An 18,738-nucleotide genomic window follows, 5' to 3' on the forward strand; every position below is an offset into this window, starting at 1 on the left:
GATAAGCCGGATGGCACGAGGAGGAATCGGTGCTCGCTTGGTGGGTGGGCCGCCCCGGCCCCGTCTCTACCCGTCCCCTGACCATGGGGATCCGCGAAAACCCCAGGCCCGGGGCCAACGAACTCCTGGTTGACGTGAACGTGTGCGGTGTCTGCCGCACGGACCTGCATCTCGCCGAAGGGGACCTCCCGCCCCGCCGTCCCCGTGTTGTGCCAGGGCACGAGGCAGTGGGCGTGGTAGCCGGGACCGGGCCGGGCAATTCCCCGTTCGCACCGGGTGACAGGGTAGGCATCGCCTGGCTTGGCGGGGTCTGCGGTACCTGCGCCTACTGCCGCCGCGGGGACGAAAACCTGTGCACGGCACCCGTCTTCACCGGGTGGGACAAGGACGGCGGCTACGCCCAGCAGCTCACTGTCGCCCAGGACTTTGCCTACCCTATCCCTGAGGTGTTCACCGATGAAGAGGCGGCACCCCTGCTGTGCTCGGGCATCATCGGCTACCGCGCGCTGAAGCGGGCCCGTGTGCCGGCCGGGGGCCGCCTTGGCATCTACGGTTTCGGCAGTTCCGCCCACCTGACCGCGCAGCTGGCGATGCACCAGGGGGCGTCCGTCTACGTCATGACCCGCTCGGCGAAGGCCCGTGCCCTTGCCCGGGATCTCGGCGCAGAGTACGTCGGCGGCGCCTACGACGATCCACCGGTGCCGCTTGATTCCGCCATCCTCTTTGCTCCTGTGGGGGACCTCGTGCCGGTGGCGCTCCGGGCCCTCGATCGTGGCGGAACGCTGGCGATTGCGGGCATCTACCTCAGCGACATACCGGCCCTGAACTACCATGACCATCTGTTCTACGAGCGTCAAGTGTGCAGCGTTACCGCCAACACGCGGGCGGACGGACTGGAGTTCCTGGCGCTCGCAGCCGAAATTCCGCTGGCACCGGCCACCACCGTCTACCAGTTTGATGCAGCCGCTACCGCGCTGGACGATCTCGCCGGGGACAGGATCACCGGTTCCGCCGTGCTCCGGGTTCGCCCGGAAACACCTGCAGGCCAGGGTGGGACCTTGGACTCTGGAACCTTCACCGCGTAAAGCGGATGGTGGTAGTGCCGGGCAACCAGCTGTCCCGGACCAGTATGAGCAGGAGGCAATAATGACCGAGCTGATGAAGTGGTTTGAGTCGCGCCGCTCCCCCATGGACCTGATCGAAAGGCTGTTCGAAGGCGAGACGGGGACGGCCGCCATCCGGGTAGAGGAGATGGTGGACGGCAACACCTTGGTGGTGCGGGCGGAGCTGCCCGGCATCGACCCGGACAAGGACGTTGACGTGACAGTGACCGACGGCGTGCTGTCCATCAAGGCCGAGCGGCAGGAAAAGAAGGAACACAAGGACAAGGACAGTTACCGGTCCGAATTCCGTTACGGTTCCTTTGTCCGGCGGCTCCCGCTGCCCAGCGGCGTCCAGCAGGGCGACGTCACCGCGTCCTACAAGGACGGCGTCCTGGAAGTCCGTGCTCCCCTGCCGGACCAGGGCCAGGGACCGGCGGCCTCGAAAATCCCGATTAGCAGGGGTTGACGGCTGGTGCCTGGTACTGCCGGGGCCAGGCACCACTCCGGTCAGCCGAACAGGACTGCCGCCTCCCGGTACCGCTCCTCGGGTACCACCTTCAAAGTTCCAAGGGCGAGCTCCAGGCCCACGGTGACAACGTCGGTTCCCCGCAGGGACACCATGGTCCCCCAACTCCCCTTCGCTGCCGCTTCCACGGCGGCCATCCCGAGCCTCGTGGCAAGCACGCGGTCGTAGGCCGTCGGTTCACCGCCCCGCTGGATATGGCCCAGGACGGTGGCCCGCGTTTCAATGCCGGTCAGCTCCTGCAACTGCTGTTCCAGCAGGCGGCCGATGCCGCCAAGCCGGGGCCGCCCGAAAGTATCAAGGCCCCGGGGCGCATAGGGTGCTTCCTGTCCCTCCAGCGCAAACGCCTCCGCCACCACCACCAGGGGTGCCCTTCCGCGGTCCCGTGCCGACATGACCCAGGCCGAGACCTGCTCCAAGGACACGGGATGCTCGGGAAGCAGGATGGCGTGGGCGCCTGATGCCATTCCCGCGTGGAGCGCAATCCAGCCGGCGTTGCGGCCCATGACCTCCGCGATCATGCACCGGTGGTGGGATTCCCCGGTGGTCCGCAGCCTGTCAATGGCTTCCGTTGCCGTTTGCACTGCTGAATCGAAACCGAAGGTGTAGTCGGTTGCACCGAGATCGTTATCGATCGTTTTGGGTACACCCACCACGTTGATGCCCTGGTCGGACAGGGCTTTTGCCGCCGCCAGCGTTCCTTCACCGCCAATGGCGATAAGGCCGTCCAGGCCGTTGCGCCGGAGGCTTTCCCTTACCGCGTCACTGCCGCCGTCCTTGAGCGGATTGGTGCGGGAGGTTCCCAGGATGGTTCCGCCAAGCCGGGAAAGTCCCCGGACACTGGACCGGGGCAAGGGAACAACGTCCTGCTCCAGGACTCCCCGCCAGCCATCGCGGAAGCCCAGGAATCCGAATCCGTGGGCAACATCGCCCCCCAGCACGGCTCCCCGGATCACGGCGTTCACCCCCGGGCAGTCACCGCCGCTGGTCAGGATTCCCAGTTGCTTCATGATGCGGCCGATCCCTGCGCCTTCGCCGGCAGGCGGAAACTCCTGGCCAGCCCGGCCGGGAGGGCTGTGTCCCTCCCGTTCACATGCAGCGTGATGGGGGCCGCGTCTCCTGGTGCGGAGGCAATGTGCAGGCGCCCGTCCTTGAGTTCAATCTTGAGGTGATGTCCCCGGTAGCGGACTTCAAAGGCCACAGCCCGCAGCCCGGTGGGCAGGTTGGGCGCGAACACAATGGTGTCGCCGCTGAGCCGCAGCCCGGCGAAACTGCGTTGGATGACGTCGATGGTCCCGGCCATGGCGCCCAAATGGATTCCGGCCCGGGTTGTGCCATGCTGCGTGTCGTCGAGGTCGGCGTCGAGGGCTTCCCGGAAACTGTCCCATGCGCGGTCCGCGTCCACCGCGGCCAGCACGGATGCATGCGCCACCCGGCTCAGCGTGGATCCATGGGCAGTCCGGGCGAGGTAATACTCAATGGTCCGGTTCAGCTGGTCCGCGGTGCAGGCGTATCCGAGTTCGGAAAGAAGGCTGATGAGCCCTTCCTGGCCCAGCAGGTAGGGCAGCATCAGGACATCGGCCTGCTTGGCGAGTTTGTAGCGGTTGGTACCGTCCCCCTCGGCCTCCAGGATCAGGTCCAGCCGCTCGATGCTGTCATAGGCCTCCCGGTAGCGTTCCCAGTCGAGTTCCTCCAGCTCTTCGTAACCGGCGAACTGGCTGATGATGCCGTCGGAGTGGAAGGGAACGAAAAATGCCTTGCCCACCTGCTCCCAGCCGGCAACTTCCTCATCCGTAATGCCGAGGCGGTCCATCAGCCCGCCCAATTCGTTGCCCTGCACAATGGAGACAAGCTCAGCGGCCCGGAGGCATGCCCAGGCAGCCATCACGTTGGTGTAGGCGTTGTCATCAAGTCCCGGATCGGCGCTGCCCGGATATCCCGTGTGGTACTCATCCGGCCCCACGACGCCGCGGAGGTGGTAACGGCCGGTGTCCTGGCTGCGCTCCGCCCGGGACGAGAAGAACCGGGCAACGTCGATGACCAGTTCAGCGCCCCGCCGGAGGAGCCAGGCTTTGTCATTGGTGGCCTGGTAGTACTGCCAGGCGTTAAAGGCCACGGCCAGGCCAGCGTGCAACTGCATATGCGAATTGTCTTTGACCCACCGCCCGGACCTGTCGTTATAGAGCCATTTGGGCGTCTCCTCCGTCCCGTCACTGCCGCTCTGCCACGGAAACTTCGCACCGGAGAGCCCCAGGACGGAGGCCGCGTGGCGGGCCGCGGGAAGCCTCCGCCAGCGGTAGTCGATGAGGGACCGGGCGACATCGGGCGTCCTCGACGTCAGGAGGGGCAGCACAAACAGCTCGTCCCAGAAGACGTGGCCCCGGTAACCCTCGCCATGGAGACCGCGGGCAGTAACTCCCGCATCCAGCTCGGCCGTATGGCGGGTCAGGGTCTGCAGCACGTGGAAGATGTGCAGGTTGAGGACCAGGCGCACCTGGACCGGCGCGTCGATATCCACCCGGAACGGGTCCAGTTCACGCCGCCAGGCCTCCTGGTGGGCAGACAGGAGGGCTTCGAAATCGTCACCACACCGCTCCAGTACGGCCCGCGCAGCCGACGCCGGGGAGGAAATCGCGCGGTCACGGGAGGTCACTACGGCCACGGCCTTGCTGATCCTGGACGGTGCCCCGTCGACGAGCGGAACCTCGAACGTCCGGAAGTGAAAGGCACCCTTCCTGCCGGGATGTCCGCCGCCCGCCGCCCCGGATACCAACGTACGGAACGCGGCAGCAATCCGGACCAGGCTTTGCGTCGTTTCAGCTTCGACGACCGAAATGTCTTCCGGATTGGATTGCTCGACGCCGCTTCCGGCCTTGGTCCGGTCCACCAGGTGGCTCCCGGGAACCGACCCCTTGCCGGGAGTGTTCATATTCCTGACACCGGCGTTGACGCCGCTGCGGACTTCCACAACACCGTTCCAGCCCAGCGGGGTGACTTTCATGTCCAGGGCAAGGAGGTGGGGCTCGGCCATGGACGCGAAACGCGTCTGGACAACTTCCAGGCGCCGCTTGTCAGCGGCTTCCAGCAGCAGCCGCCGCTCCAGGACGGCGCGCTGGAGATCCAGGGTGCGGCGCTCGCGGAGGACTGTCATTCCACCCGTCGACCACCACTGTCCGGGCGACAGCCGAAGGTCGACCGGAAGGCAGTCAGGGGCATTGACCATGTGCTCTTCCACGAGCACTTCACCGGCCACCTCGGAGGCCACCCGGTTGTAGACGCCCGCGAGGTACATGCCCGGGTACCGGAAGCTTCCGCCCTCCGGCGCCGCTCCCCGCACGCCAAAGTAGCCATTGCCAAGGGTGGTAAGCGCTTCGCGGTGCCCCTCGTGGCCGGCGTCGAAGCCCTCATAGATCAGTTGCCAGGGATCACCCACAACGAGGCCCAGGTCCAGTTCGCCAACGTCGTTGAGGACAGAGCGCGCCCCGGCGGCTTCGAGTTCCCGCCGGCTGCCGTTGCGGTCGATTCCCACCACCAGCCCGAATCCGCCCCGGTGCGCCGCCAGTACCCCCGCGACCGAGTCCTCAATGACCACCGCGTGGGACGGCGATACCCCCAGGCGGAACGCGGCGGCCAGGAAGACGTCAGGGGCGGGCTTCCCGCGGAGGCCCAGGTTTGCTGCGGCGGTCCCGTCCAGGATGACGTTGAAATAGCCCGGAATGCCGGCCGCGTCCAGGACGGAGGAGGCATTGCGGCTGGACGTGACCACACCGGTGGGAACACCGGCGTCGGAAAGTCTTTGCAGCAGCTGCATTGTCCCCGGATAGCTCTGGACGCCGTCCTCCCTCAGGTGCTCGAGGAACAGGCGGTTCTTAAGGGCGCCCAGCCCAAAAGCCGTCCAGGTGCCCGGCTCATCCCGGTCAGATCCCCGGTCGACTTTCACTCCCCTGGAGGCAAGGAACTTCAGCACGCCTTCTTCCCGGGGAAGGCCGTCAATGTAGTTGCGGTAGTCGGCTTTGGTGAGGGGGGACCGGTCCGCGGTGGCGGGTATCCGGGGATCCTGCAGGATCTGTTCGAAGGCCTCTTTCCAGGCGGCCTGATGCACCAGCGCCGTGTTGGTGACCACCCCGTCCAGGTCGAAGATAACGGCGTCAAAGGGCGGCTTGGCGGCAGCAGCAGTGGGCGACGCGGTCATATGACAGGGATACCAGCAGGCCGTCCGCCCGTGACAGTGCCGTTAGGCCTGTCTGCCCAGCCGCTGCTCGGCTGCGGCGATGACGGGCAGGGCCTTCAGGAACGTGTCCGGGTTCAGCGAGATGGAATCAATGCCCTTGCTGATCAGGAACTCGGCAAGGTCCGGGTGGTTGCTCGGGCCCTGCCCGCAGATTCCGATCTTGATGCCGGCCGCGTGTGCTTTCTCGATGGCCTGGGCAATCATCGAACTGACGGCGGGGTCCCTTTCGTCGAACAGCCCGGCCAGCTGCTCAGAGTCGCGGTCCACGCCCAGGACCAGCTGGGTGAGGTCGTTGGAGCCAATGGAAAAGCCGTCGAAGCGCTGGGCGAACTGTTCCGCCAGCACCACGTTGGAGGGTATCTCGCACATCATGTAGAGCTGCAGCCCGGCGCTGCCCCGCACCAGGCCGTGCCCGGCCATGGCCTCTATGACCAGGTCAGCCTCGCGCAAGGTCCGGCAGAAGGGAATCATGACAATGACGTTGGCGAAACCCACTTCCTCGCGGACGCGCTTAAGGGCCCTGCATTCCAGGGCAAAGCCCTCGCGGTAGTGCTCGCTGTAATAGCGCGAGGCACCGCGGAAACCCAGCATGGGGTTTTCTTCCGCGTGTTCAAAATAGCCGCCGCCGATCAGGTGGCTGTACTCGTTGGTCTTGAAGTCGCTGAGCCGGACGATCACGGGCCTGGGGTGGAACGGCGCCGCGATCTTGGCGATCCCGGTGGCCAGCACGTCGACGAAGTACTCCTGGGGGTCCCGGTAGCCGCTGGTGAGTTTGCGGATGAGCGCTGCTTCCTCAGGGTCTGCCACCCGCTCGGGGTGCACCAGGGCCATCGGATGGATGCGGATGAGGTTGTTGATGATGAATTCCATCCGGGCCAGCCCCACTCCAGCCGCCGGCAGGCGCCACCATTTGAAGGCTGCGGCAGGACTTCCGATGTTGACCATGATGTCGGTGCCGGTGGCGGGAAGAGCCTCCATGTCCACTTCCTCCACGGTGTACTCCAGGAGTCCTTCGTACACCCGGCCTTCTTCGCCTTCCGCGCAGGACAGGGTGATGGGGTCACCGTCAGGCAGGGCTTCGGTTGCGTTGCGTGTTCCGACGACGGCGGGTACGCCCAGTTCCCGGCTCACGATCGCCGCGTGGCTGGTAGGCCCGCCGTGGTCCGTGACGATGCCCGCTGCACGCTGCATCACCGGCACCCAGTCCGGATCTGTCATCCGGGTCACCAGCACCGAGCCGTCCACGAACGATTCGATGTCCTTCGCATCCCGGATGACGCAGGCCGGCCCGTTGGCTATGGCATCACCGATCGCCGCCCCTGATGCCAGCACGCGCCCCGGCTCACGCAGGTGGTAGGTGCGGAACGTGGAGCTGCTGCGCCGGGCCTGGACCGTCTCCGGCCTGGCCTGCACCATGAACAGTTCGCCCGTTACGCCGTCTTTGGCCCATTCCATGTCCATGGGCCTGCCGTAGTGTGCCTCCACGGCAGCGGCCCAACGCGCCAGCAGGACAACTTCCTGGTCGTTCAGCACCAGGGTCTCCTGCTCCCGTTGGCTCGTTTCCACCATCCGGGTCCTCGCGTTTCCCCCGAGGCTGTAGACCATCTTGCGTTCCTTTGCGCCGCGTTCCCTGTCAATCACGGGGCTGAAGCGGTCATCGGCGAGCAGCGGTTTGAACACCTGGTATTTGTCCGGGTTGATGGTGCCCTGCACTACCGTCTCGCCGAGGCCCCAGGCGGCGCTGATAAGCACGGCCTGCGGGAACCCGGACTCCGTGTCGATGGAGAACATGACCCCCGAAGCGCCGATGTCCGAGCGGACCATGCGCTGGACACCCACGGACAGCGCCACCTCCAGGTGGTCGTAGCCCTTCATTTCCCGGTAACTGATGGCGCGGTCCGTGAACAGCGAGGCGTAGCAGTTCCGGCAGGCTTCGAGGACGGCGCGCTCCCCCGCCACATTGAGGAACGTCTCCTGCTGGCCCGCGAAGCTGGCGTCCGGCAGGTCCTCCGCTGTGGCACTGCTGCGGACCGCAACCGCAACCTCGGGCTGGCCGGCGCGGCGGCAAAGGAGGCGGTAGTGTTCCTGGATTGCCTGCCCGGTGCTTTCCGGAAAAGTGGCTGACAGAAACAGTTCCCTGATGGCTGCCCCGGCCTGGCGCAGGGTGGCCCGCCCCGCGCGGTACTCGCCGATGTAGGCCCGGATGCGCGGCTCCAGGGCGTTGGCTTCCAGGAAAGCGCGGTAGGCAGCAGCGGTGGTGGCGAACCCTTCCGGGACCCTCACGCCGGCCGAACGCAGGGACCGGCTCAACTCGCCCAGGGAGGCGTTCTTTCCGCCCACGGACGCGATGTCCCCTATCCCGGTGTCAGCGATCCACATGACATGGACATCGGCACGGGGGGTTGCGGGTGCAGTCATGCCTTGATTCTGGGCCGTGGCGGAAGACGCCGGGCAGAGTCTTTGGTCCCGAGCACGGACCGCCCCCGGAACGCGCCCCTTGCCGGGCCCCGCACCAGGGCCGGCTGCCGGTCATACGTGGTTGGAGCGGCCCCTGATGCGCTTGTAGGCCCAGTCCGCGGCCAGGACGGCAGGCACTGCGGACAATGCCACGAGGAGTCCGGCAGGCGCCGGGGGGGCCTGCCCCAGCACGGCGGCGAGCTGGGGAATAAACAGGCAAGCCGCGAGCACAGCCAGCTCAGCCAGGATCGCCCATGCCAGGAGCCTGTTCGTGCCCCAGCCCAGCTGCCAGGGCGGAACGGTTGCACTCCGGCAGGCAAAGGCGTTGGCCAGCTGGCCCAGCACCACCGCTGTGAAAGCGGCACCTGAGGCGGCCATCAGCAGCCCGGGCTCCGGCGTCTCGCCGCGGTCCCAGCCACCGCCAAAGAGCACCGCGGAGAATGCGGCCATTTCGATGACGGCCTCCACGGGGCCAAGCACGCAGAAGACGCGCACCATCAGTTTCCGGTCCATCAGGTGCCGCCGTTCCGGGGGCCGCGCAAGCACGCGTTTGCCCGGCTGCTCAGCGCCCAGGGCCAGGGCCGGCAGCAGGTCGGTTCCGATGTCCAGGGCAAGGATCTGCAGGACGCCGAGGGCCAGCGGAAACTGCCCGCCGGAGAGCGCCCAGATAACAAACGGGGTCAGCTCCGCCACGTTGTCCGTGAGGTGGTAGGTAAGGAATCTGTGGATGTTGGCGTAGGTGGCCCTGCCCTGTTCGATGGCGGCCACGATGGTTCCGAAGTGGTCATCGAGGAGGACCAGGTCGGCCGCTTCGCGTGCGACATCGGTGCCGCTTAAGCCCATGGCCACCCCGATGTCCGCTTCGCGCAGGGCCGGGCCGTCGTTCACACCGTCTCCGGTCATGGCCACCACGTGTCCCCGGGACTGCAGCGCCCTGGCAACCCGCAGCTTCTGCTCCGGGGAAACCCTGCTCACCACCACCCCGTCGCGGTCCAGGAGCGCGCCGAGCAACTGCTCGTCGTCCGGGAGCTCCGTGCCTTCCAGCACCCGTTCGGGAACCCCCATCAACCCGATCTCACGCGCGATGGCCGCGGCAGTGCCCGGATGGTCACCGGTGATCATGGCGAGTTTGAGACCGGCATTGCGGGCGGTCCGGATGACCTCGCCGACGTCCGGCCGGGGCGGATCATGAAGCCCGATCAGGCCCAGCAGCTCGAGGCCGCGTTCGATGTCCTCGGCGGGGCGGGACTCCCAGAGGTCCGGCGCGCCCTCCAGCTTCCGCCGCGCCACGGCGATGACACGCAGCCCCCGTGAGGCCATCAGATGGACCTGTTCCCCGACCGGTTCGGGCACGGCGCCGCAGAGCGGAAGAACCGCCTCCGGGGCGCCCTTGCAGAACAGGTCCTGTCCGACGATCGCCGATTCCCGCCGTCGTACGGGATCGAAGGGGAGCCTGCGCGAAGGCACCCTCCCGTCGCCTGCTGCCCCTGTCAGCCGCCGTGCCAGCACGTCGATGGCCGCTTCCATTGGGTCGCCGGAGGCCCGCCACTGTCCTTCGTGCAGTTCGGCGCGGCCTTGTGAGGCGGCAAGGGCCGCGAGCGCAGTTTCGGCGGCTTTGTCCTTTCCCTCCCCCAGGACTGTCCCTTCCGGGTTGTACCCGTCGCCGGCAATGTGTACCTCTCCTTGGGAGGTGAAGACCTCGACGGCGTTCATCCTGTTCTGGGTCAGTGTGCCCGTCTTGTCCGTACAGATGAACGTGGTGGACCCAAGGGTCTCCACCGCCTCAAGGTTGCGGACCAGCGCATTGCGGGCAGCCATGCGCTGGGCGCCCATCGCGAGCGACAGCGTCACCGTGGGCAGCAGGCCCTCGGGAACAAGGGCAACGGCGACGCCGATGGCGAAGAGGAAGGAATCCCGCCACTGGATGCCCACCAGCAGGGACACCAGGAAAAAGACGGCGGCAATTGCCAGGGCAACGGATGCCACCACGCGGACGATCCGGCGCAGTTCCAAGGACAGCGGAGTGGGTGGGGAAACGGCTCCGCTGGTCAGGAGCGCGATCCCGGCCAGCCGGGTCCTGGCGCCCGTGGCCGAAACGGCGGCCTCCGCGTTGCCGTTGACCAGGAACGTCCCGCCCCAGGCAGGATCGCCGCCGGCTTTCGGCACCGGTTCGCTCTCCCCGGTCAGCATGGATTCGTCCACGGTGCAGGACGCAGCGGTGACCAGCACGACGTCGGCGGGGATGCGGTCTCCGGCGGCCAGCAGCACGACGTCGTTGATCACCAGTTCACTGGCATGGACTTTCCGGACGCGCCCGTCCCGCCGCACCAGTACGTCAGCGGGCAGCAGTCCCCGCAGTTTCGCCGCCGCGTGCTGGGCGCGTTCCTGCTGGATGTGGGCAAAGACGCCGTTGACAAGGACGACGACGATAATCGCCACGCCCAGTTGCGGCATGTCCGCGAGGAAGGCAAGGCCCGCCGCGCACCACAGCATGAGGGCGAAGAAGTGCGTCAGCTCCCCCCAGAGTTTCCGCCACTGGGGCACCGGTTTCTCGGCCGGAAGGAGGTTGGGGCCTGCCTGCTTCAGGAGATCCGCGGCCTGGACCGAGGTCAGGCCAGCCGCGGTCATCACACGACGTCCGCCTCCTGGCCCACCAGGAGCACCGGGCACACGGACCGTGCGGCGCACGCCTTGCTGACGGAGCCCATGCTGGTTCCCAGGAACCCTCCCTCACCGTGCCGCCCGACTACCAGAAGCTGTGCCCGCCGGCTCTCCTCCACGAGGACCTTGCCCGGCGGCCCGAACTTCACCGTTACACCGACATCTTCGGGCCGGTCGCCGGAGAATGCCCTCCCCAGGGCTTCGTCCACCAACCGGCGGGCCGCGTCCTCAAGCCTCGCGGTAAATTGGCGGTCGGCGCCTTCAAGGTGGGGCAGCACCAGGTAGTCCGGCATGCCGATGCAGGTGATGACCTCCAGCCGGGCGCCAAGGCGGGCCGCGAGGGTGCCCGCGTACCTCAGGGCTGCCGATGAGAATTCTGACCCGTCGACACCCACAATGACGGGCTTGGACACTGTTTCTGCTTTCATATCCACCAGATTCCCTACTGGCGGCGGCCGTGGGAAGGGCCGAAGGTCATGCCGGCCCCCTGCCGTTTCAGCCTCGGCCCACGGGCTTTTTCGGCCTGGGTCCGTGCAGCGCCCTCAACCCGTTCAAGATTGTGGCCAGGTCCACGAGTTCCTGGAGGAGTGCCCCCGTGACGGCCGGGATGTACCCGGTCATGGCAACAGCCATGAGCCCGATGCTGAGGCCTATTCCTGTCCAGATGCTCACCAGGGCCACAGCGACGGTGCGTTTCCCGATTTCGACGGCAACGGCGACTTTGGACAGGTCGTCGAGCATGATCACCACGTCTGCCGACTCACTCGCGGCTGTAGCGCCCTTGGCCCCCATGGCTATCCCCACGTCCGCCGCCGCGAGCACAGGGGCGTCATTGACGCCGTCGCCCACCATCAGCACCGGTCGCTCCCGCACGCCGGCCACCGTGTTGACCTTGTCCTCGGGAAGGCAGTCCGCCTGCACGTGCCGGATGCCTGCCTCTTCGGCAATGTGCGCCGCGGTCCCCCGGGCATCACCGGTCAGCAGCATGGTGTGGCGGATTCCCAGGCGGTGCAGCCGGGCAAGCGTCTGCCCTGCGTCGGCGCGCAGCGGGTCCTTCATGATGAGGGCACCTGCGTAGGTGCCGTTCACGGCCACGTAGACCGCCAGCTGCCCGCTGCGCAGGGCGGCTTCACGGAAGCCCCGTGCTGAGCTGCGGACCAGGCCCGCCTTGCCCACCACCACCGTGTCCCCGCCGCATACCGCCTCCACCCCCTGGGTGGCATGTTCCGTAGCCCGGGTAACCGGCAGGAGTTCAAGGTCGCGCAGGGCGGCAGCTTCAATGACGGAGGCTGCCAGGACGTGCGAGGAGTATTGCTCTGCGGAGGCGGCAAGCTGCAGGATCCGCGCAGGGTTCATCGATCCGCTTCCCGCCCCTCCCGGTGCTGCCTGCACGGTATCCAGGACGGGCCGCCCGGAGGTCAGCGTTCCTGTCTTGTCGAACACCGCGGTCCTGGCCTTGGCCAGCTGCTCGAGGGTCCCGCTGTTCTTGATGATGATGCCCTTGTGGGCGGCCTGGCTGGTACCGGCCAGGAAGGCCACCGGCGCGGCGATCAGGAGCGGGCACGGAGTTGCCACCACCAGGACCTGGGCGATCCGCACGGGATCCCCTGAAAGAAGCCACGCGGTTGCAGCCATGAGGACCGCGAGCGCGGTAAACGGAACGGCGTAGCGGTCCGCCAGGCGGACCACCGGGGCGCGGCTGGACGCCGCCTCCTCCACCAGGGCGATGATGCGGCTGTATTGCGAATCGTCCGCGGTCGCGGCGGCCCGCATTCTGATGGCCGTCTCGCCGTTGACCGAGCCGCTGAGCAGGAGGTCGCCCCGGACCCGCTCAACCGGGAGGCTTTCGCCCGTCAGCGAGGATTCATCCATGCTGGCAGCGTCCGAGAGGAGCTCCCCGTCCACTGGTACGAGCTCGGAGGGACGCACTACCAGCACGTCCCCTGGCAGCACTTCGCCAACCGGGGTGTCCTCCAGGACTGATCCGGGGGCTTCCCTGTGCGCGAACCGCGGAGCCCTGTCCAGCAGCGCCCTCAGCTCCCGTGCTGCGCGTCCCTGGGCAAAGGTTTCCAGCGCTTCCCCGCCGGAAAGCATGAGGATGACCACCAAGGCAGCAAGGTACTCACCCACCCACACAGTGCTGCCAATGGCCATGAGTGCCAGGACGTCGATCCCCCAACGGCCCTGGCGCAGGGAACGGAACATTGACACGGCACGGGTCACGGCGACGACGGCGGCATAGGCAGACGCGCCGAGCCGGGCCGGCTGCCCCAGGCCGGACTGCAGCAACAGTCCCGTCACCGCGAGCATCAGGCATGTCAATGCCACCAGCGGGTACAGCCGGACAAACGCGATGCCCCTGCCCGCCAGGGACGTGCGGGGCTGCTCGGGGTTCGCCGCCTGCAGCGGCCCCAGGGACGTGCCGGGCGGACCGGCCGGCCGACCCTCAGGCAAAACCTGCCCGCGCCGGGTCATCCAGGTGGCTCCACCAGGTCAGCGGCGAAGTGATCTTGAAGCGCCGGCCGGTCACCGCCGTCGGAGTTATCCGCACAAAGTAGTCCTTGTGCCCCGCCTGCCACGGAAAAAGGGTGAGCCCGACGCCGGTCATCAGGTCCGGGGAAGGTTCAAGGACAACCGCATGGCCCTTCACCTCGACGCTCCACGCGGTTTGCGTTCCCTGGTCGGTGCCGTCGGCTTCCAGGGCGACGGCGGCGGGCCCGGCGGCCGCGTGAAGTTTCGTTCCTTCTCCGGTGCGGAAGACCACCGACTCATGGTCCACCTTGTAGTTCACGGGGAAGATTTCCGGATGGCCGTCAACCAGGACGGCGAGGTGGCCAACCGATACTGTCCGCAGGAGATCCCAGCAGGCACTGGCGCCAAGGACCTCCACTGCCGATGAGGCGTCCCGTTCCGGTGAGTTGTTGAGCATACAGCTGAACGTACTGCCACCCCTCGGCCGCCGCTAGGGCATTTAGGCCCGGAGCCCGCCTCCCGTATGACCTTCGCCCCTCCCGCCCAGGCCCGGCGGCGCGCATTCTTGAAAGGGAACCCCGGCTTCCGCCCGTCCATGAAAGGGACCAGGACCATGAAGGCATTCGTCGTCTATGACTCCGCCTACGGCAACACCAGGACCATCGCCGAAGCCCTGGCGGCGGGCCTGGGCAGCATGGCCGCTGCCGTTCCCGTAGACCGTTTCGATCCCGGTTCAGTCCAGTCCGGCGATCTCCTTGTGGTCGGCAGTCCCATCAATGGCTGGCGCCCGACCCCCAAAATCACCCAGGCGCTCGCCGATCTTGCGGCCCGTGGACTGTCAGGGGTCCGGGCCGCCGCGTTCGACACCAGGCTCAAGCTCTTCATCCACGGGGATGCGGCCAGGAAAATCAGCCGGGCACTCAAGGACGCCGGCGCAAGCATTGTCGCCGGCCCCATGGCCTTCCATGTCAAGGGCAGCGAAGGCCCTCTTCGCAAAGGGGAGGTTGACCGCGCAGCTGCGTGGGCTGAAACGCTTCTCTCGCGCCTGCAGGACCAGGGCAGCCACAGGGAAGCCTGAACTCGCGGACAGGTCAAAGGTCTTTGGGCCCTTTCAGGGCTGTGGCCGGCGCCGTAGGATCTGGACATGACCGACAAGAACATGGTGCCAGAAGCTGAGATCCTTGACTCCGACGAGTGCTGGAAACTACTGGAACACACCAGCGTGGGACGTCTTGGCGTCGTCGTGGACGGCCAGCCTGATGTGTTCCCGGTGGGCTTCAAGGTTGACGGCCAGGGCCTTGTTTTCCGGACAGGGAGTGGAACCAAGCTGCAGGCCATTGAAGCCAACCCGCTGGTTGCCTTGGAAGCGGACAGCGTCAGCGCCGAGTTTGGCCTGGCCTGGAGCGTTGTGGTCAAGGGCAGGGCGGTCCAGGACGATGCCGCGGGGCCGGCACTGAACGAGACGCGACGGGGGCTCTTTCCCTGGCAGGGTGTAGGCAAGGACCACCTCATCCGGATTGTTCCCCAGTCGGTGACGGGCAGGAGGTTCACCCTGTCCGCCTCCGGTACCTGGCGCACCCCGCTGGACGAGGCCACCCGCGCAGGATTCGAATAGACCCCGCCCGTTCCCGTGGAGGGCGGCGAACCCTGGACGCTTGACCGTTTTTTTGAAGGTTCCGCCACGGCCTACGGCATCTACCGGGCGGCAGAACGCATGGCATCCGCTCTCGGACCGATGGAGGTCCGGGTTTCCAAAAGCCAGGTTTCGTTCCGCCGCCGGCACGGCTTCGCGTTTCTTTGGCGCCCTGGGACCTATGTGAAATCTTCGGTTCCCGTTGTCCTGACCCTTGCGCTCCCCTACGAGTTGCCATCGCCGCGGTTCAAGCAAATCGTGCACCCGTCCCCCGGAATCTGGATGCACCACCTTGAGCTGCTGGAGAGTAGCCAACTGGACGCCGAAGTGGAGCATTGGATGCGCGAAGCCTATGGTGCTGCCGGCTGAGGCCGGGCGGCCCGGACACCATTTAGAGTCCTAAGGCCCTGTGACGCCTGCAGCCTGCGGCGCACGCTAATGCCATGAACAACTCTGCCCAGCACCCAAGGAAAGTCCACCTTACAGAGCAGCCCGTCGCCGTCGTCCGCGAACGCGTCCCCATGGCTTCCCTGACTGACTTCTTCAGCCGGGCCTTCGGCACGGTGATGGCTGCGGCCCGGAAACAGGGTGCCAGCCCCGCAGGACCGCCTTTTGCGCTCTACCGGGGAATGCCCAGCGAGACAGTTGACGTGGAAGCCGGCTTCCCCATCGACGGCAACTTCACGGAGGCTGACGGGGTGGCGAGCGGCACCCTGCCTGAGACAGATGCCCTGGAAGCGCTCCACGTCGGGCCGTACGACACCCTGGAGAACACCTACCACGCGATCCTGGGGCAGATGGAAGCCGAAGGACTCACCCCGTCGGACACCATGTGGGAGTACTACCTGAGCGACCCGGAAACTGAACCCGACCCCGCGAAGTGGCAGACCCGGGTTGTCTGGCCCGTCGCCTAAGTGCCAATCAGGGAGGTACCCGATGAAGGTTCTCGTTGCGTACGCCAGCCGGCACGGCTCCACCGCCGGCATTGCCGAACGCATCGCTGCCCGGATCACTGAAGACGGGATCGAGGCCGAGGCCCGGCCCGTGGCAGAAGTGGATGACGTGGGCCAGTATGAAGCCGTGGTGCTGGGCAGCGCCGCCTACATGGTCCACTGGCTTAGGGAAGCGACGGCCTTCGCCAAGCGGCACCGGCGGGAGCTGCAGGCCAGGAGGGTCTGGCTCTTCAGCAGCGGCCCGCTCGGAAACGACACTGTCGATAAGGACGGTGAGGATGTCTTGAAGAGTGCCAGGCCCAAGGAGTTCGCCGAACTGCAGGAGCTGCTCCGGCCCAGCGGAGAACAGGTCTTCTTCGGCGCGTGGAACCCGGATTCCCCTCCCATCGGCATCGGTGAGCGCCTCATCCGGCTCGCGCCGGCAGCGAAGGAAGCCCTGCCGGCAGGCGATTTCCGGGATTGGGCGGCCATCGACGCCTGGGCTGACGAGATCGCTGCCGGCCTGGAGGCTGCTGGCCGTCCGGACTCCGGCACCCCGGCAGACTAGCGGCCGCCTGATCTTCAGTCTGCGGTTCCGCCGCGCCCCGCCCGGCAACCCCTGCCTAGCCGCCGGCCGGGCGGCCGGCCGTACTGCCGCCGTCGTCCGTGCCTGCATCTTCCCCCTGTAGCGGCGCGGCCGGCGGCAGGGGGCCGGGTTGAAGCGCGCCTGGCCGGGAAATCATGGCCCGGAGCTCCTCCAGCAGCTCAACCTGCTGGCTGTTGATTGCCATCAGCCGGTCGATTTCCGACTTTGACTGAACGTCCGTCTCGTAGTCGTGGCGGGCCATCGCCGCCGCGATGGCGTCCTGGCGCTTTGCGGCAATCAACAGGATGGCGCCCTGGAGCCCGGCCAGCATGGAGAGGAAGAGGTTGAGGAGGATGTAGGGGTAGGGGTCCCAGGCGTCCGATGCCAGCACGTAGGTGTTAAATGCGGCCCATGCCGCCATGAAGGCGACGAAGAGCCCCACGAATGTCCAGCTGCCCATCCCGTTGCGGAGGACGTCCGCCGCCCGCTCACCCCGGCTTAGGCCCTCCTTGTGCCGCGCGTGCCACGTAGTTCTTCGCTCGCTCATGTGCCTAGGGTAAGTGCCGGCCCCGGGTGGCCGCTCGGCCCGCCGCGGAACGCGCCGGTAGCCCCTGGAATTACCCAATGGACAGGGCGCCCGGAAGGCGCGGGTCCCGGCGCTAGAAGCTGGATGAACTGCCCGAGCCGGAAAAGCTCCCGCCGCTGCTTCCATAGCCGGTGGTGCTGCCGCCTCCGCCGCGGGCGGAGCTGACGCTGCTGACCCCGGTGTTGAGCCCGGAATTGAAGGTGGCCACGGAGAAGAAGTGGTAGGATGGGTAGACGGTGCCCAGGATGCTTGGCTCATAGGTAGGGCGCCGGTGGTCCAGGCCTTCCTGCGCTTCCTGCATTTCCTTCCGCATGAGTTCGGCTTCACGTTCATTCTTCGCGAAGCCCCCGATGACCGTTTCCGCGTGGCTTTCCAGGAGCGAGGCGAGCCGGGTCCGGGCGTCGTAGAGGCGGTCCAGCGCCTCTTCCGGGCCGATCCTTCCCTCCGCCAGCTCGGCGGTCCAGCGCTCGATCTCCCGCAGGCTCTGGTCGCGGAAAGACCGCAGCGCCGCCGCGGTGGCCGAATCCCCCTGCCCGTGGCGCTTGGTGAGGAGCTGTTCAAGTCCGGCCAGGTCGCTGCGGAAGGGTGCCAGCTGCCGGTCCCAGGCAGTCTGCCAGGCGCTGGCGCGGTTCAGGAGGGCGTTGCTGTCCGCGATGACGTCGTCCAGCGCGTCGAGCTCCGAGGCCGCGTCCGCGTACTGTCGCGCGAGCTTGAGATTCTTCCGCCGGCTCAAAGCGCGCCCGGAGAACGCGTGCACTTTGTTGGACAGCTCGCTGGTTGCGTTATAGCGGTTCAGGAACGTGCGGTGTTTCTCAAGCACCTGGCTTCCGTACCTGGATGCCTCGGGAATGGTGCCGGCGTTCAGCTCGGTCACCTCCAGATCCATGCTGACGTTCGCGTAGCTCCGGTCCCCGCGCTCAATCTCTTTCCGGCTGGAGGACCTGGTAACGGCCCGCACGATGATCCAGGATCCCGCGCCGAGGGCTGCCAGCCCAGCGGTGACCCAGGCAGTGACCAGGAAGGCAGCCGAGAGGTACCAAGGCTGGTTGATGAGTTCGGCGGCACGCCGGACGCCGGCGATGGTTCCGTCGGTCCACTGGGCGTCCCGCAGAAGTTCTTTGGCCGAGTCCTGGATGTCCGTCCGCTGTCCCAGGGACACCTTGCGGTCCTCGCCCATGTATGTGCCTACATGGCGGCCCACCGGGTCGAGGGCAAAAATGAACAGCCCGTCCGCCCACTTTTGGCCGTCCGCGCTGATCCATTCAGGGTGCTCGGCCCGGGCGAACCTCAGGACCTCCTCGTTGAGGTTATCCTCCGCACTGCCGTTGTAGGTGTACACCACAACCTTGGTTGGATTGTGGAACTCAATGCGTTCAAGGGCCGGTACCAGCGTGTTCCGGTCCAGCACCCCAGCCGTATCCTGGACCTCGACGGACGCCGGCGGAACAGCGAAGGCAACGCCTGCACTGCCGGGCAGAAGCACCAGCAAAGCCAGCAGCAGACCAACGATCCTGCGCACAGTCCTGTCCTGTCCTTTCCTTTCCTGTCCTGTCC

General features: G+C 66.8%; 16 protein-coding genes. 7 read left to right on the forward strand and 9 right to left on the reverse strand.

Annotated elements, in window-relative coordinates; all coding sequences use genetic code 11:
• Positions 1–29 precede the first annotated feature (29 nt).
• Positions 30–1,085 (forward strand): zinc-dependent alcohol dehydrogenase family protein, encoded by a 1,056-nt coding sequence (locus SMD14_RS11110; protein ID WP_321213666.1) that lies wholly within the window; start codon positions 30–32, stop codon positions 1,083–1,085.
• Positions 1,086–1,146: 61 nt separating this feature from the next.
• Positions 1,147–1,569, forward strand: coding sequence for an Hsp20/alpha crystallin family protein (locus tag SMD14_RS11115; RefSeq protein WP_157242018.1), 423 nt, complete (start codon positions 1,147–1,149; stop codon positions 1,567–1,569).
• Between the two features lie 41 nt (positions 1,570–1,610).
• Here SMD14_RS11115 and SMD14_RS11120 read toward each other — a convergent pair whose 3' ends face one another.
• From SMD14_RS11120 to SMD14_RS11150, 7 genes are all read right to left on the reverse strand, one after another.
• Positions 1,611–2,636: an ATP-dependent 6-phosphofructokinase gene (locus tag SMD14_RS11120; RefSeq protein WP_321213667.1), complete on the reverse strand. Its 1,026-nt coding sequence runs from the start codon at positions 2,634–2,636 to the stop codon at positions 1,611–1,613.
• Entirely contained in the window at positions 2,633–5,818 is a 3,186-nt protein-coding gene (locus SMD14_RS11125; protein WP_321213668.1) for an HAD-IA family hydrolase, read from the reverse strand. The genes SMD14_RS11120 and SMD14_RS11125 overlap by 4 nt, the downstream gene beginning before the upstream one ends.
• A gap of 42 nt (positions 5,819–5,860) precedes the next feature.
• Positions 5,861–8,275: a phosphoenolpyruvate synthase gene (ppsA, locus tag SMD14_RS11130; RefSeq protein WP_321213669.1), complete on the reverse strand. Its 2,415-nt coding sequence runs from the start codon at positions 8,273–8,275 to the stop codon at positions 5,861–5,863.
• A gap of 111 nt (positions 8,276–8,386) precedes the next feature.
• A complete protein-coding gene (locus SMD14_RS11135; RefSeq protein ID WP_321213670.1) occupies positions 8,387–10,942 on the reverse strand; it encodes a cation-transporting P-type ATPase in 2,556 nt (851 codons plus the stop codon).
• The gene (locus SMD14_RS11140; RefSeq protein ID WP_157242014.1) at positions 10,942–11,403 is read right to left on the reverse strand and encodes a universal stress protein; all 462 of its coding nucleotides are present in this window, start codon (positions 11,401–11,403) and stop codon (positions 10,942–10,944) included. Before SMD14_RS11140 ends, SMD14_RS11135 begins: the two co-directional genes overlap by 1 nt.
• Before the next feature lie 67 nt (positions 11,404–11,470).
• On the reverse strand, positions 11,471–13,450 hold the full coding sequence (locus SMD14_RS11145; RefSeq protein WP_321213671.1) for a heavy metal translocating P-type ATPase: 1,980 nt from the start codon (positions 13,448–13,450) through the stop codon (positions 11,471–11,473).
• A complete protein-coding gene (locus tag SMD14_RS11150) occupies positions 13,422–13,904 on the reverse strand; it encodes a pyridoxamine 5'-phosphate oxidase family protein (RefSeq protein WP_321213672.1) in 483 nt (160 codons plus the stop codon). Before SMD14_RS11150 ends, SMD14_RS11145 begins: the two co-directional genes overlap by 29 nt.
• A 156-nt stretch (positions 13,905–14,060) precedes the next feature.
• Between SMD14_RS11150 and SMD14_RS11155 the strand changes: the two genes are divergently transcribed.
• The 5 genes from SMD14_RS11155 to SMD14_RS11175 all read left to right on the forward strand — a co-directional run bounded on the left by SMD14_RS11155 (position 14,061) and on the right by SMD14_RS11175 (position 16,580).
• On the forward strand, positions 14,061–14,525 hold the full coding sequence (locus SMD14_RS11155) for a flavodoxin domain-containing protein (protein ID WP_321213673.1): 465 nt from the start codon (positions 14,061–14,063) through the stop codon (positions 14,523–14,525).
• Between the two features lie 66 nt (positions 14,526–14,591).
• Complete coding sequence (locus tag SMD14_RS11160) at positions 14,592–15,062, forward strand: pyridoxamine 5'-phosphate oxidase family protein (protein ID WP_157242010.1); 471 nt, start codon at positions 14,592–14,594, stop codon at positions 15,060–15,062.
• Between the two features lie 99 nt (positions 15,063–15,161).
• Positions 15,162–15,449 carry a DUF5655 domain-containing protein gene (locus SMD14_RS11165; protein ID WP_321213674.1) on the forward strand — a complete coding sequence of 96 codons (288 nt, stop codon included), beginning with the start codon at positions 15,162–15,164 and terminating at the stop codon, positions 15,447–15,449.
• A gap of 74 nt (positions 15,450–15,523) precedes the next feature.
• Positions 15,524–15,994, forward strand: coding sequence for a GyrI-like domain-containing protein (locus SMD14_RS11170; protein WP_157242009.1), 471 nt, complete (start codon positions 15,524–15,526; stop codon positions 15,992–15,994).
• Between the two features lie 22 nt (positions 15,995–16,016).
• Positions 16,017–16,580 (forward strand): flavodoxin domain-containing protein, encoded by a 564-nt coding sequence (locus SMD14_RS11175; RefSeq protein ID WP_157242008.1) that lies wholly within the window; start codon positions 16,017–16,019, stop codon positions 16,578–16,580.
• Between the two features lie 55 nt (positions 16,581–16,635).
• Here the strand turns inward: SMD14_RS11175 and SMD14_RS11180 are convergent, their stop codons facing one another.
• On the reverse strand, positions 16,636–17,145 hold the full coding sequence (locus tag SMD14_RS11180; protein WP_321213675.1) for a DUF1003 domain-containing protein: 510 nt from the start codon (positions 17,143–17,145) through the stop codon (positions 16,636–16,638).
• Positions 17,146–17,257: 112 nt separating this feature from the next.
• A complete protein-coding gene (locus SMD14_RS11185) occupies positions 17,258–18,703 on the reverse strand; it encodes a DUF5129 domain-containing protein (RefSeq protein WP_321213676.1) in 1,446 nt (481 codons plus the stop codon).
• Positions 18,704–18,738: the final 35 nt, after the last annotated feature.

Source organism: Pseudarthrobacter oxydans (assembly GCF_034258515.1).
Classification (GTDB): Bacteria; Actinomycetota; Actinomycetes; order Actinomycetales; family Micrococcaceae; genus Arthrobacter.